We start from the raw sequence: 14,058 nt of genomic DNA on the forward strand, positions 1-14,058 counted from the left end.
CCTGGATATGCAAATCACTTATAATTGGTATTCATCTCAAAATAAGAGGATTCCATAAAAATAAATCAAATTTAGCATCTATAAAAGCATGCTGCCTGCGATGGCCAATATTTTATCAGAAAATAAAATTCCTTTAAAAACAATCATGGACATTCCCACTCTGAAGTTACTACTTCCATCTACACCCACGTCACAAAGAACATGAAAGATGAAGCAATCAATGTACTAGATAAAGTTATGAACAAGATTTTTTAAAAAGTTTTGCCCCTTTTTTGCCCCCCTAAATACAAAAATAGCCCTTCGGATAAAATCCGAGGGGCTAGAAACGTTGTTAAATCAACGGCCGAACTTTTGAATTTCAAGGTTCGGGATAAAATAGTTCACTGAACTATTTTATTTTTTCAAGTTGTAGAATGATTTCAATCCACGGTATTCAGCTACTTCACCAAGTTGGTCTTCGATGCGAAGCAATTGGTTGTATTTAGCGATACGGTCTGTACGTGAAAGTGAACCAGTCTTGATTTGTCCTGCGTTAGTTGCAACTGCGATGTCAGCGATTGTTGAATCTTCAGTTTCACCTGAACGGTGTGATACAACGGCAGTGTAACCAGCTTCTTTCGCCATTTCGATAGCGTCGAATGTTTCAGTAAGAGTACCGATTTGGTTAACTTTGATAAGGATTGAGTTAGCAGCACCTTCTGCAATACCTTTTTCAAGGTAAGAAGTGTTTGTTACGAAGAAGTCGTCACCAACCAATTGAACTTTACCACCAAGACGTTCAGTAAGAGCTTTCCAACCGTCCCAGTCATTTTCATCCATACCATCTTCGATAGTGATGATTGGGTATTTGTTTACCAATTCTTCAAGATAGTCGATTTGTTCTGCAGCAGTACGTACAGCTGCTCCTTCACCTTCGAATTTAGTGTAGTCGTAAACTTTACGTTCTTTATCGTAGAATTCTGATGAAGCACAGTCAAATCCGATAAATACGTCTTTACCAGGAACATATCCAGCAGCTTCGATAGCAGCAAGGATAGTTTCAACTCCGTCTTCAGTTCCTTCAAAACGAGGAGCAAATCCACCTTCGTCACCTACGGCTGTTTCCAAACCACGAGATTTAAGGATTTTCTTAAGTGCGTGGAAGATTTCAGCACCCCAACGAAGAGCTTCTTTGAATGATGGCGCACCAGCAGGTACGATCATGAATTCTTGGAAAGCGATTGGAGCGTCAGAGTGAGAACCACCGTTGATGATATTCATCATTGGAGTTGGAAGAACTTTAGTGTTGAATCCACCAAGGTAGCTGTAAAGTGGGATTTCAAGGTAGTCAGCAGCAGCACGAGCTACAGCGATAGACACACCAAGGATTGCGTTAGCACCCAATTTACCTTTGTTAGGAGTACCGTCAAGAGCGATCATAGCACGGTCGATAGCTTGTTGATCACGTACATCGTAGCCGATGATAGCTTCAGCAATGATGTTGTTTACGTTGTCAACAGCTTTTTGTGTACCAAGACCGCCGTAACGAGATTTGTCACCGTCGCGAAGTTCAACTGCTTCGTGTTCACCAGTAGAAGCTCCTGATGGAACCATACCACGTCCGAAAGCACCTGATTCAGTATAAACTTCTACTTCAAGTGTTGGGTTACCGCGTGAGTCTAGGACTTCGCGAGCGTAAACATCAGTAATAATTGACATTTTTTACTCTCCTTATGAGTTAAATTTTTTACACCTCTATAATACCTTAAAAACCCTCCTTTTTCAAGAAAAAACGTTATCTTTGTGCAAATTTTCCTTAACTTTATAAAGTAATCGCTTTCTTTTGTCTGTTTTATTCTAACTTTTATGATATACTGTTTTCATGACAGATTTATCAAAACAATTACTTGAAAAAGCTCATGGTGGAGCAAAATTAAATCCAGATGAGCAAAGACGCTATCTTGGCACTTTTGAGGAAAGAGTTCTTGGATATGCAGATATTGACACAGCAAATAGCCCTCAGTTAGAAAAAGGCTTTTTATCTATTTTAGAAAACCTTCAGGAAAAAGCAGAGCCACTATTTGTAAAGATTTCTCCAAATATCGAATTTGACAAGCAAGTTTTCTATTTAAAAGAAGCTAAAGAAACTGATAGTCAAGCTACCATTGTATCTGAAGAGCATACTTCTTCTCCTTTTGGCCTGATTATCCATAGCAATGCACCAGTTCAAGTAGAAGAAAAGGATCTTCGACTTGCTTTTGCAAAACTTTGGGAAGGTAAAAAGGAAGAACCTGCCAAAACATCCATCTGGAAGAAATGGTTTGGCTAAATCTTGCGCATATTTAATAAGTGCCCGATATTAGCTGCCGTGTGCTCCAAATAGAGACTGGCATTTTTCAAACTATCTTCTAGAGGTTCGCTTTTCTCTAAAATAGAAAAGGCAGCTTGGATATTTTCAAATGGTAGGGAAGGTAAATCTTCAGCAAGACTACCACAAATAGCAATGACAGGAACTCCGACAGGGGTTCTTTTTGCAACACCAATAGGCGCTTTACCTGCTAGGCTTTGACTATCTAGCCTTCCTTCTCCTACAACAACCAAGTCAGCATGTAAAACTTTCTTATCAAAGTTGATTAAGTTCAAGCAGGTATCAATTCCAGACACGATATTTGCCTGAGCAAAGGCACACAAACCGCCAGCAATGCCTCCACCAGCTCCTGCTCCTTTAATTTCCAATGTTACAGGTGAGAATTTTTCATAAAAATCTTGGATCGCTTGATCTACGGCCTCAAACATAGTAGGATCTAGGCCTTTTTGCTTGCCAAACGTGTAGGTCGCACCTTGATATCCACATAAGGGACTCACGACATCTGCTAAAATACGAATTTGAACATCTTCAGGAATTTCATAGCGATTTTCTATTGAAACAGAAGCTAATTTTAGTAAGGATTGACCGCAAGCGAGCAAAACATTTCCATCCCTATCATAAAATCGATAACCTAAACCAGCAGCGATCCCAATTCCTCCGTCATTACTGGCCGTGCCACCAACGCCGATATAGATTTCTTTAATCCCTTGAGCAATGAGATGGCGAATCAACTCTCCGATACCACGAGTTTGGATTTGAAGTGGATTTCGTTTCTCTAGCGGAATTTTTCCAAGGCCAACCAAATCAGCAACTTCCAATAGTACCAGTTGTTCTTTTTGAAAATAGCGCATGGCTTCTTTTTGGCCAAAAGGTCCTGTCACTTGAATCCATTTTTCTTCTAGTTCAAGAGAATGTCGAATGGAATCTACTGTACCTTCTCCCCCATCACCAACAGGGCAGAGGAGACAGTCTACATCTGCTATCGATTGTTGGAAACCTTTTTTAATAGCTTTAGCTACCTCTTCAGAGGTCAAGCTTTCCTTAAACGAATCTGGTGCAATTACAATCTTCATATTTTCCCTCATTCTAAAAAGCCAATCAAAGGAAGAACTTCTAAAAAATCTCTCTTGTCAACATGATTTGGTATTTCCTGTTTCAGCACTTCTTTAGCACAAAAGGCGATTCCCAGTCCTGCTGACTTCAACATAAATAGGTCATTGGCCCCATCACCGATTGCAATCGTTCTTTCTTTAGAAAGTTTTAGTTCCTTTCTCCATTGTTCTAGAGTATCTTTTTTGACTTCGGGACTAATAATTTGTCCAACTAATTTTCCTGTTAAAAGACCGTCTTTGACTTCCAGTTGGTTGGCAGAGAAATAGGCAATGTCGAGGGATTTTGCTAATCTCTCAACTATTGGTGTAAATCCACCGGACACCAGACCAACTAGGATTCCATTATTTTGGAGAATGGAAATGAATTCCTGGGCATTTGACGTTAGATGAATAGTGTTGAAGACTTTATCAAAAACCGAAACAGGAAGACCTTCCAACAAGGACACTCTTTTTCGTAAACTGCTTTCAAAGTCCAACTCTCCTTGCATTGCCCGACTTGTAATCTGTGAAATTTCCTCCTCACGACCTGCCTCTTTACCCAAAAGATCAATCACTTCTTCTAGGATTAAGGTTCCATCAACATCCATAACACACAAACCTTTTACTTGAGACATCAGTTCTCCTCTCTAAACAGCCCAAAAATCGTATGAAGTCATCATACGATTTTATCTATTAATTAACTAAACTATGGTACAAGTCAAGGTATGACTTGCAGGCCGTATCCCATGAGAAATCACACTCCATAGCTTGTTTTTGTAGGTTTCTCCAAATGTCTGGATGATTTCTATACAAGTCCAAAGCTGTTTGGAAAGTCCAATTTAACCAATAAGGAGATAGATTGTCAAAGCTAAAGCCAGTACCGCTTCCTTCGATTGGATTGAAAGCGCGAACTGTATCTCGCAAGCCTCCAACTTCATGGACCAACGGCAAGGTTCCGTAACGCATAGCCATCATTTGAGACAAGCCACACGGTTCGAAACGACTCGGCATGAGGAAGAGGTCACAAGCAGCGTAGATTTCTTGAGCTAGTTTGACATCAAAAGTGATATTTGCTGATAGCTTGTCTGGGTAAATCTGAGCAAACCATGAGAAAGCTCCTTCAAAAGCTGGATCTCCAGTTCCCAAAAGAACAATCTGAACATCATTTTGCAAGATATGGTGAAGACTTTCAACCACCACATCAAAACCTTTTTGACGTGTCAAACGAGAAACAATTCCCACCAGTGGAACGTCGGCTCTAACTGGCAAGCCAACTCTTTCTTGCAATTTTGCCTTGTTTTGGGCCTTCCCAGACAAATCTTCCTGATTAAAATGATAATCTAATAGGGCATCCGTCTGAGGATTATAAAGATCAGCATCAATCCCATTCACGATACCAGACACCTTGCCAGACTCCATTCGAAGAATTTGATCCAAGTTACATCCGAACTGACTGGTCATAATTTCATGAGCATAGCTAGGTGAAACGGTTGAAACACGATCTGCATAGAGAATACCTGCCTTCATCCAGTTCAGACAGTTGTTCCATCGAAGGGTGCCATCAGCGTAACGTTCAAAGCCAACTCCAAACAAGTCCCATAACATTCCTTCTGAAAATTGTCCTTGGAATTCCAAATTATGAATGGTTAAAACAGTTTTTATTCCTTGATAGGCTTGAATCCAACAGTATTTTTCCTTTAACAAGAAAGGAATCATAGCTGTATGGTAGTCATGAACATGGAGAAGGTCAGGAATAAAGTCAATCCTTTCCATAGCCTCAATGGCAGCAAGTTGGAAAAAGGCAAAGCGTTCTCCGTCATCAAAATCACCGTAAACATGACCACGGAAGAAATAATATTGGTTGTCAATAAAGTAGAAGGTCACACCATTTAGTACTGTTTTCTTAATCCCACAGTACTGTCTGCGCCAACCAACACACACCTCAAAATGAAGAATATCTTCAATTTGATTTCCAAATTTAGCCTTTACCATGTCATAGTAGGGTAAAATCACTGCAACTTCATGTCCAGCTTTTACCAGTGATTTTGGAAGAGCGCCAATAACGTCTCCCAAACCACCTGTTTTTGAGAAGGGTGCACCCTCTGCTGCTACAAATAAAATTTTCATGAATGAATATCCTCTGTTACTTTGCTACCTTTCTTAACGACAACTGGATGTTCTGCAGTTCCTCGAATCACAACACCTGGCTCAACTTCCACACCCTTGTCCAAGATAGCATATTCGACCTGAGCACCTTCTCCAATAACAACGCGAGGGAAGAGTAGACTATCTTTAACCAAGCTATCCTTATGGACATGAATATTACGTGATAAAACAGAATTAGCCACTTGACCTTCAATGATACTACCAGAAGCAAACTGAGAAGTACTTACCTTAGATGTATTGGCATAGTAAGTTGGCTCTTCGTTTTTGACCTTTGTATAAATCTTTTGGTTTGGTGAGAAGAGAGAGTAGAATTTTTGTGATTCAAGCATATCTTTGTTAGCTTGGTAATAAGACTCTACAGAATGAATATTTGCAAGGTAGCCTGTATACTCGTAGGCAAAAGCCCCTTCTTTTGCAGCCAAATCCCGTAAAACATAGCGTAACTTCTCTGGATGTTCTTTTTTAGCTTCTTCTTCCAAGCGTTCTATCAACCAAGGTGTATCAACGACAAAGATATCTGTAGACATGTTATAGATTTGATCTGGTAACTTGCTATCAAAGAGTTTATGAGAACGAACATGGTCTGTTTCATCCACTTCCAAGATTGCGTTTACTTCTGAAATGTCTTTCTTAGCTAGTTTTTTATAAACTACAGTGATAGGCCCTTTTGTTGTACTATGTAGATGGAAAACTTGGTTCAAATCAATATTAATCAAAACATCACAGTTGAGGGCAACTGTTTGGTTTGAGCCAGAACGTTTCAAATAAGTAAGAAGCTGTTGGTAGTATTCTTTTCCAACTGTACTACTTTCCACACGGGTATTGTAAATACCTAGATAATAGTGGCTAAGAAGGGTTGATAAGCCCCACTCACGTCCTGAACGGATATGGTCAAAGACAGAACTGATATTATCTTGTTGGAAAATACCAAAGATACTACGGACACCAGCATTAGCAAGACTGGAAAGTGGGAAGTCAATCAAACGATATTTACCACCAAATGGCAAACTAGCTACTGGACGGTGGTCTGTCAGTGTTGACATATCATGAAAACCAACTGTATTTCCTAAAATGGCTGAATATTTATCAATCTTCATCTGTTGCTACCCCCACTACTTCATTATATCCTACAACTTGTACTTCTTCTGTTCCATCAATTTCGACACCGTCCGAAATAACTGCACCTTCACCAATAATGGCACGTTTGATTTTAGCTCCCTGACCAACAATTGCACCACTCATGATAACTGAATCTACTACTTCTGCCCCTTCGCGAACTTGCGCACCTGTTGAAAGGATAGAATGTTTAACAGTTCCATCTACAAAACAGCCATCAACAACCAAGGAATCTTCCACATGAGCATTTGCCCCAAGGAAGTTTGGTGGTGAAATTAAGTTTCTTGAGTAAATCTTCCATTGACGGTTACGGCTGTCCAAGGCATTCTCTGGAGAAATGTACTCCATATTTGCTTCCCAAAGTGACTCAATGGTACCAACATCTTTCCAGTAGCCATTAAACTCATATGCATAGACACTTTCACCTGACTCAAGGTAATTTGGAATGACATTTTTACCAAAGTCTGACATATCTACATTGCTCTTTTCAGCAGCAACGAGCATATTGCGGAGACGGTGCCAATCAAAGATATAGATTCCCATAGAAGCTTTGGTAGATTTAGGTTGAGCTGGTTTTTCTTCAAATTCAACAATGCGGTTATTGGCATCTGTGTTCATAATACCAAAACGGCTAGCTTCTTTCAGAGGAACATCCAGAACTGCTACTGTCAAACTGGCATTATTATCCTTGTGAGACTGGAGCATATCATCATAATCCATTTTGTAGATATGGTCCCCAGACAGAATCAAGACATACTCAGGATTGACACTGTCGATATAGTCGATATTTTGGTAAATAGCGTGGCTAGTCCCCTCAAACCAACGATTTCCTTCACTTGCAGAATAAGGTTGAAGAATAGAGACACCAGAATTAATACCATCTAACCCCCAACTTGAACCGTTTCCAATATGATTGTTAAGAGCAAGTGGTTGATACTGTGTAATGACTCCAACATTGTGAATCCCTGAGTTGGCACAGTTTGAAAGAGCGAAGTCAATGATACGGTAGCGCCCACCAAATTGCACAGCTGGTTTCGCAAGGTTTTGAGTGAGTTTTCCGAGACGAGTTCCTTGCCCACCGGCAAGAATCAAAGCTAACATTTCATTCTTCATTTTCTACTCCTTTTTGGTTTTTATTTGTGACGGTTTTAGTAGGTTTCAAGCGACGTTTGATTTTCCAAACACTTGCTCCCATAGCCGGTAGGGTAAAGGTTAAGGTCTGCTCATAATCTTTCCATAGTCCTTCTTGCGTTTGAACAGTTTGATTATGTTCTTTCCAAACGCCTCCCCACTCTTCTAACTCAGTATTCCAGACTTCTTCATAAATCCCTGCAACAGGTAGTCCGATTGTAAAATCTTTTCGTTCAACAGGTGCCATATTAAAGACGCAGACTAGCATGTCGCCCTTCTTACCCTTACGGATGAAGGAAAGAACACTCTGGTCTCGATTATCCGCATCAATGATTTCAATACCATCATAGCTGGTATCGACTTCCCACAGACAGCGATGATCTTTGTAAAACTGGTTTAGCTGAGAAGTGAAATACTTCATCTTAGCATTCATTGGATCTTCTAGATTAGACCATTCCAACTGCTCTTCAGATCTCCATTCTAGGAATTGGCCGTATTCACTACCCATGAAGAGCAATTTCTTACCAGGGTGACAAATTTGGTAAGTGTAGATATTGCGCAAGCCTGCAAATTGATTATAGCGATCTCCCCACATCTTGTGCATCATACTCTTCTTGCCATGAACCACTTCGTCATGTGAGAATGGTAAGAGATAATTTTCCTTGAAAACATACATAAAGCTGAAAGTTACCAAATTAAAGTCATACTTACGGTAAATAGGGTCTTCTTCGTAGAATCGGAGGATATCATTCATCCAGCCCATATTCCACTTGTAGTCAAATCCTAGACCACCAAGATCTTTCATTCCCGTAATCTTGGTTGCTGACGAACTTTCTTCTGCGATCATCATCACATCTGGATGTGCTAGTTTAATGACATCATTCAAACGTTGAAGGAAATAATATCCTTCATAGTTGAGATTGCCACCATCTTTATTAGGCGTCCATGGAGCATCATCGTAGTCAAGATAGAGCATATTGCTAACGGCATCCACGCGAATACCATCTAAATGGTAAAAGTCAATCCAAAACTTAATGCTAGAAATCAAGAAGGACTGGACTTCATTTTTTCCAAGGTCAAAATTGAGTGCACCCCAACCGTAATTATGAGCCTTATTATGGTCTTGGTACTCAAAAGTCGGTGTCCCGTCATAATAAGCTAAGGCATCATCATTAATGGTGAAATGACCAGGTACCCAGTCTACAATAACCCCAATATTGTTTAAGTGACATTCCTCAACAAAATCTTGAAACTCTTCAGGACAACCATAGGCATGCTCTAAAGCGAAGTAACCCATAAGCTGATAGCCCCAACTCAAACCGAGAGGGTGAGACATCAAAGGCATAAACTCAATGTGAGTATAGTTCATCTCAACTAGGTAAGGAATGAGTTCATCTTTCAATTGAGCAAAACTATAAGGACTTCCATCTGGATTTCTCTTCCACGATCCAGCATGAACTTCGTAGATATTGACAGGACGTTCAAAGAAAGTCCAACGTTTTCTGCGAGCTAACCAAAGACCATCCTTCCATTTCTTTTCTGGAATCTCTGTTAAAATAGCTCCAGTACCCGGACGTGCCTCATACCGTACAGCCAAAGGATCAATCTTCATCAACTGATGACCATTTGCACGCGTGATATGATACTTATAAATTTGACCTTCTTGAGCAAGAGTAGTAAAGACTTCCCAAACCCCAAATTCATTTCGTTCCATCGGAATTTGATTTTCTACCCAATTGGTGAAATCCCCCACCAAGTGGACAGCCTGAGCATTGGGAGCCCACACACGAAATGTATAACCGTACTCTCCATTCACTTCTTCCCTATGTGCTCCTAGATAATGCTGAAGGTGAAAATTTTCTCCTGTCATAAAGGTGCGCAAAGCTTCTCTTTTATCCATAATACCTCCTCTTTTCTGTAAGCGTTTTCTATAGATTTATTATACTACCTTTTTAGGGAAGATTCAAGTAAATTACGGAATTTGCAAAAAAATCTTTTGAAAGTCTTCAACAAATTCACTGATGTGTTCACTTGTAAATCAAGAAATTTTCAAACAGATTATGAAAACGAATTGTTTTTTTACAATACTATCATAAAGTTCGTCATTTTACTAATAAAATTGTTGTTTTAAAGTAAAAAACAAAATCAGGAAAACAATTTCCTGATTTTACATTTTATTTCACATCAAAAACAATGGATTTGACATTTGTCATCGCTTCAATGCTATATTTAATTCCTTGCACTCCAGCTCCAGAACCTTTGACACCAAGGAATGGGAAATTATCTGGACCACGTTGGGTTTTATTATTAATATGAACTGTACCCACTTCAAGTTTTTCAGCAATTTCAAAGGCCTTTTTGAAATCATTTGTAAAGACTGAGGATTGAAGGCCGAATTCAGATTCGTTAGCAAAGGCAATTGCTTCTTCTACATTAGCCACACGAATAATTGGTAAAACAGGGCCAAATGGCTCTTCCCATGCTACTTTCATATCTTTTGTAACTTGGTCAAAAAGCACTGGCCAGAGAAGATTATCCTCACGTTTGATTGGTGTAAGAGCCTGAGCACCTTTTTCTTGCGCATCCTCAATCAAGCCCCAGATGAAGTCGGCTGAAGCATTGTCAATAACAGGTGTAATATCAGCATTGTCAAATGGATTACCAACTGTTAATTTAGCAACCTCTGCTTGAAGCAAGGTAACTAATTTATCTGCTACACTTTCAAGAACAATGACACGTTTAATGGCCGTGCAACGTTGGCCTGAGTAGCTAAAGGCACCTGCAACAATTTGCTTGGCAGCATGTTCCAAATCTGCATCTTCTAGTACAAGAGCCGCATCTTTTCCGCCAAGTTCCAACATGATAGGACGCATACCAGCTAAACGACCAATACGTTCTCCGATTGGAGTTGAACCTGTAAAGTTGATGAAGTTGACTTCTTTGTGCTCAATGATATAATCCCCAATTTCTGAACCACGACCAGTAATGGTATTGAAAACACCTGCTGGAATCCCTGCTTCTTCAAAGGCTTTAGCCAACAAGAGACCAGAAATGGAACCTTGTGTTGGTGGCTTAAACATAACCACATTCCCTGCAATCAAGGCCGGAGCAATCTTAGATCCAGAAAGGTTGACTGGATAGTTAAAGGGAGCAATAGCTAGCACGACTCCAACCGGCTCACGACGAACAACAGCCAGTTTGTTTTTACTTGCTGCCTCAAAACCACCACCTTCCATTGCTTGTCCAGTGATACGGAGACCTTCCTCAGCAGCATAACGAATCAAGTCTGCTGTACGCACTACTTCTCCAATTGCTGCTTTAATCCCTTTTGCTACTTCTTTGGCAAGGATAGTACCAATTTCTTCCTTATCGCGTTCTAAAATAGCTGCTGTTTTATGCAGATAAGCCGCACGTTCAACTGCTGATAAAGCTCGCCATGCTGGCAGGGCTGCACGCGCAGCTTGCATAGCCTCATCTACTTCTGCTTGGCTCATAGCGGGTACTGTCCCTAATTCTTCTTGATTGATTGGTGAATAAATCGTAATTTCTTTTTCAGATGATTTCCATTCTCCATTTACTAAATTCTGATATCTTGTCAAATTCTCGTCCTCCTGAAAATGATTAAGATATATTTTACCAAATTTTCAGAAAATTACAACCCTTTTTGCAATATTTTTGAGATTATTTTCACAAGCTTGATTTTTCAAACTATTTGAACTCTTTTGTTAAGTAGTCAGTACAAGAAGAAAAGGCTTAGATGAACTAAACCTTTTTCTTGCTATACTATTTTTCATTGACTTTTGTGATTTCTAGTATCAAGATATCCTAGAAATTATACGACATACTTGATAACTTTTGATTTCTTCTACAAGACTTTAAAGACGCTGGCACTGACGCCACTAACCATGTCTTTATCACTTAAATGGCTATTGGTCACCAATAGTTCTAGATTTCCAGCATTTTCAAACTGGAAGTCTTGCCCTTTAGCATTAAATACAACCAGTAAATGGTCTTCACCTTGAATCTCATAGACAATCAAACCACTATGTTCATTTGCTGAATGAACAAAAACATGATGGTAAATTTCATCATAAGTAGGGTAAGAAAAGGCACCGGTTCCTGTCTTCAATCGAATCATCTGACGGATAAACTCAATACTATCTTGACGCTCATTAATCAAGTCCCAGTTCACTTGGTTCACACTGTCTGGAGCATTATAGCTATTCATAGCACGCTCTCTATCATCATGGGTCAACTCACCATTTTCACCAGTCGCAACTAGTTTGGTACGACCAAATTCTTGACCGATTTCCATAAAGGCCATCCCTTGCATGAGTAGGTTCATAGCTGTGGCTGTCTCAACCTTGCGCATGATTTGTTCTGAACTTTGGTCTGGATGAAGAGTTGCCAATAAATCGTGAAGATTGTAATTGTCATGGGCTTCCACATAGTTAAGTACTTGATTTGGATGTGTATAGGTTCCTAATTCACGACTGCCTAGAATTGCTTTGGCAAGAATTGGCTCTGTCGCAGCACCGCTTACAAAACCTGATTTAATTGCACCGTAAACTTCTCCACCTTTAACAGCATCGCGCTGATTGTCATTAAAGAAACCAACATTTGGCATTTCGTAGGCGTTGTCCTTCTTAGCCTTATCATAAGGCGCAAGACCTGTTCCCATATCCCAACCTTCTCCATAAAGGATAATGTTAGGGTCAATTTCATCCAAGCTCTGACGAATCATCTGCATGGTCTTGACATCATGAATCCCCATTAAGTCAAAACGGAAGCCGTCAATATTGTATTCCTGCACCCAGTATAGAAGGGAATCAATCATATACTTGCGGAACATTTCGTGTTCACTGGCTGTTTCATTTCCAACGCCTGTTCCATTCTGGAAGGTACCGTCTGGATTCATACGATAATAGTAATCAGGGACAGTTGTTTGGAAAGGTGCATCAACAACTGAGAAGGTATGGTTATAGACCACATCCATAATGACACCAATTCCCGCATCGTGGTAAGCTTGAACCATGGTCTTCAAATCACGAATGACCTGAGCTGGGTCATCTGGATTAGTTGAAAAACTAGTTTCTGGCGCGTTATAGTTTTGTGGGTCATAACCCCAGTTGTAGGTTACATTCCCATCCTCATCATATTCTTTATGACGGTCTGCAATTGGTTGCAACTGAACATAATTGTAGCCGATCTTCTTGATGTAATCAAAAGCAGTTGACTGGCCATACTGGTTAACCGTTCCAGTCTGAGCAGCACCCAAGAAAGTTCCGCGAAGATGTTCATCCGCACCTGAGGTCGGTGATTTGGTCAAATCACGAATGTGCATTTCACAAATAACTGCCTTACATGGATTTTTCAAACGCCAAGTAGCCTCTGAACCGTGCTTGACCTCGAAGTTTGCAACTTGCTTTTCTTCATGGCTCAGGATAGCTGAACGTTTGCCATCAGGACTGGTCGCGATGGTGTAAGGATCGCGTGTCAGTGTTTGGTGGTGAGGAAATTGGACTTGATACTGATAAGCCTTACCAGTCAAATCTTCCTCAACATCCAAACTCCAGACACCGATTGTATTGTCCTTATGATTATAAGAGTAGCTATTTCCTCTCTCCATATCAAAAGTTTTCCAAACTGGTGCATCATTAGCAGCTGATTCATAAACAACTACCTGCACTTCTGTCGCTGTCGGAGCCCAGAGGACGAAATGTGCCTGATTATCCTCTACACGGCACCCCAATTCCCCTTGGTAGCCCCAATGGTGGTCGAAACTAGCACTATTGATAGCCTTGTCAAAGGCAAAAGGATTTTGATTTTTATAGAAAGGACTGGCAATAGCAGGATTTTCAGAATAATAAATTCTATCATCCCCTTCCAAAATCCAGACCTCTGTTAAGAGAGGATAGTGATTAAAACGGATAGCATACTCTTTACTGGTTTGGCCAGTATGAACCACAAAATTCAAGCTTTCTAAGGGATGAGCACTTGGGTGTTCGAAACTAAATAAAGCACCAAAATAATCTTCTTTGTAGGTTAGCAAATCAATTCGCTGGTCCTGACTTTTTACAAAAGAGCAAGTGTCATATTCTCCATTCTTGCGATGGTAATGAATGCGCATAGGGTAGTTATACATTTTTATTTTTCCTTTTTTTATTTGTTTCTGTTTTACTAATAAATTTTTGACTAATTTTGTCC

10 protein-coding genes and 1 pseudogene are annotated in these 14,058 nt (G+C 40.0%); 2 read left to right on the plus strand and 9 right to left on the minus strand.

All coding sequences use genetic code 11. The features are described 5' to 3' along the window. Nucleotides 1-106: 106 nt before the first annotated feature. Nucleotides 107-255 (plus strand): annotated as a pseudogene (locus O3650_RS01190) (integrase); the annotation flags it as partial. Nucleotides 256-393: 138 nt separating this feature from the next. Here O3650_RS01190 and eno read toward each other — a convergent pair. After that, the gene (eno, locus tag O3650_RS01195; RefSeq protein WP_000022821.1) at nt 394-1,698 is read right to left on the minus strand and encodes a surface-displayed alpha-enolase; all 1,305 of its coding nucleotides are present in this window, start codon (nt 1,696-1,698) and stop codon (nt 394-396) included. Nucleotides 1,699-1,861: 163 nt separating this feature from the next. Here eno and O3650_RS01200 point away from each other — a divergent pair, with 163 nt between their 5' ends. Further along, nucleotides 1,862-2,308 carry a DUF1694 domain-containing protein gene (locus O3650_RS01200; protein WP_101776709.1) on the plus strand — a complete coding sequence of 149 codons (447 nt, stop codon included), beginning with the start codon at nt 1,862-1,864 and terminating at the stop codon, nt 2,306-2,308. Here the strand turns inward: O3650_RS01200 and O3650_RS01205 are convergent. From O3650_RS01205 to pulA, 8 genes are all read right to left on the minus strand, one after another. Then, nucleotides 2,305-3,420 carry a glycerate kinase gene (locus O3650_RS01205; RefSeq protein ID WP_203175389.1) on the minus strand — a complete coding sequence of 372 codons (1,116 nt, stop codon included), beginning with the start codon at nt 3,418-3,420 and terminating at the stop codon, nt 2,305-2,307. The two genes, O3650_RS01200 and O3650_RS01205, sit on opposite strands and share 4 nt — an antisense overlap. Nucleotides 3,421-3,428: 8 nt before the next feature. Beyond that, a complete protein-coding gene (serB, locus tag O3650_RS01210) occupies nt 3,429-4,073 on the minus strand; it encodes a phosphoserine phosphatase SerB (RefSeq protein WP_060805496.1) in 645 nt (214 codons plus the stop codon). A gap of 58 nt (nt 4,074-4,131) precedes the next feature. Further along, the gene (gene glgA, locus O3650_RS01215; RefSeq protein ID WP_101776711.1) at nt 4,132-5,565 is read right to left on the minus strand and encodes a glycogen synthase GlgA; all 1,434 of its coding nucleotides are present in this window, start codon (nt 5,563-5,565) and stop codon (nt 4,132-4,134) included. Further along, entirely contained in the window at nt 5,562-6,701 is a 1,140-nt protein-coding gene (glgD, locus tag O3650_RS01220) for a glucose-1-phosphate adenylyltransferase subunit GlgD (RefSeq protein ID WP_101776712.1), read from the minus strand. Before glgD ends, glgA begins: the two co-directional genes overlap by 4 nt. Then, a complete protein-coding gene (locus O3650_RS01225) occupies nt 6,691-7,833 on the minus strand; it encodes a glucose-1-phosphate adenylyltransferase (protein WP_060805493.1) in 1,143 nt (380 codons plus the stop codon). Before O3650_RS01225 ends, glgD begins: the two co-directional genes overlap by 11 nt. After that, nucleotides 7,823-9,751, minus strand: a complete 1,929-nt coding sequence (glgB, locus tag O3650_RS01230) for a 1,4-alpha-glucan branching protein GlgB (RefSeq protein WP_371491364.1) — start codon at nt 9,749-9,751, stop codon at nt 7,823-7,825. Before glgB ends, O3650_RS01225 begins: the two co-directional genes overlap by 11 nt. A gap of 274 nt (nt 9,752-10,025) precedes the next feature. Then, nucleotides 10,026-11,450 (minus strand): NADP-dependent glyceraldehyde-3-phosphate dehydrogenase, encoded by a 1,425-nt coding sequence (locus tag O3650_RS01235; protein WP_371491366.1) that lies wholly within the window; start codon nt 11,448-11,450, stop codon nt 10,026-10,028. 266 nt (nt 11,451-11,716) lie between these two features. Beyond that, nucleotides 11,717-13,996 carry a type I pullulanase gene (pulA, locus tag O3650_RS01240; RefSeq protein ID WP_153193457.1) on the minus strand — a complete coding sequence of 760 codons (2,280 nt, stop codon included), beginning with the start codon at nt 13,994-13,996 and terminating at the stop codon, nt 11,717-11,719. Nucleotides 13,997-14,058: the final 62 nt, after the last annotated feature.

The organism is Streptococcus sp. 20925_1_24 (genome assembly GCF_041432335.1).
Lineage (GTDB): Bacteria > Bacillota > Bacilli > Lactobacillales > Streptococcaceae > Streptococcus > Streptococcus mitis_BM.

Coding starts and splice junctions, on each gene's coding strand:
- eno (WP_000022821.1), bottom strand. CDS start 1,698: ATGTCAATTATTACTGATGTTTACGCTCGCGAAGTCCTAGACTCACGC.
- O3650_RS01200 (WP_101776709.1), top strand. CDS start 1,862: ATGACAGATTTATCAAAACAATTACTTGAAAAAGCTCATGGTGGAGCA.
- O3650_RS01205 (WP_203175389.1), bottom strand. CDS start 3,420: ATGAAGATTGTAATTGCACCAGATTCGTTTAAGGAAAGCTTGACCTCT.
- serB (WP_060805496.1), bottom strand. CDS start 4,073: ATGTCTCAAGTAAAAGGTTTGTGTGTTATGGATGTTGATGGAACCTTA.
- glgA (WP_101776711.1), bottom strand. CDS start 5,565: ATGAAAATTTTATTTGTAGCAGCAGAGGGTGCACCCTTCTCAAAAACA.
- glgD (WP_101776712.1), bottom strand. CDS start 6,701: ATGAAGATTGATAAATATTCAGCCATTTTAGGAAATACAGTTGGTTTT.
- O3650_RS01225 (WP_060805493.1), bottom strand. CDS start 7,833: ATGAAGAATGAAATGTTAGCTTTGATTCTTGCCGGTGGGCAAGGAACT.
- glgB (WP_371491364.1), bottom strand. CDS start 9,751: ATGGATAAAAGAGAAGCTTTGCGCACCTTTATGACAGGAGAAAATTTT.
- pulA (WP_153193457.1), bottom strand. CDS start 13,996: ATGTATAACTACCCTATGCGCATTCATTACCATCGCAAGAATGGAGAA.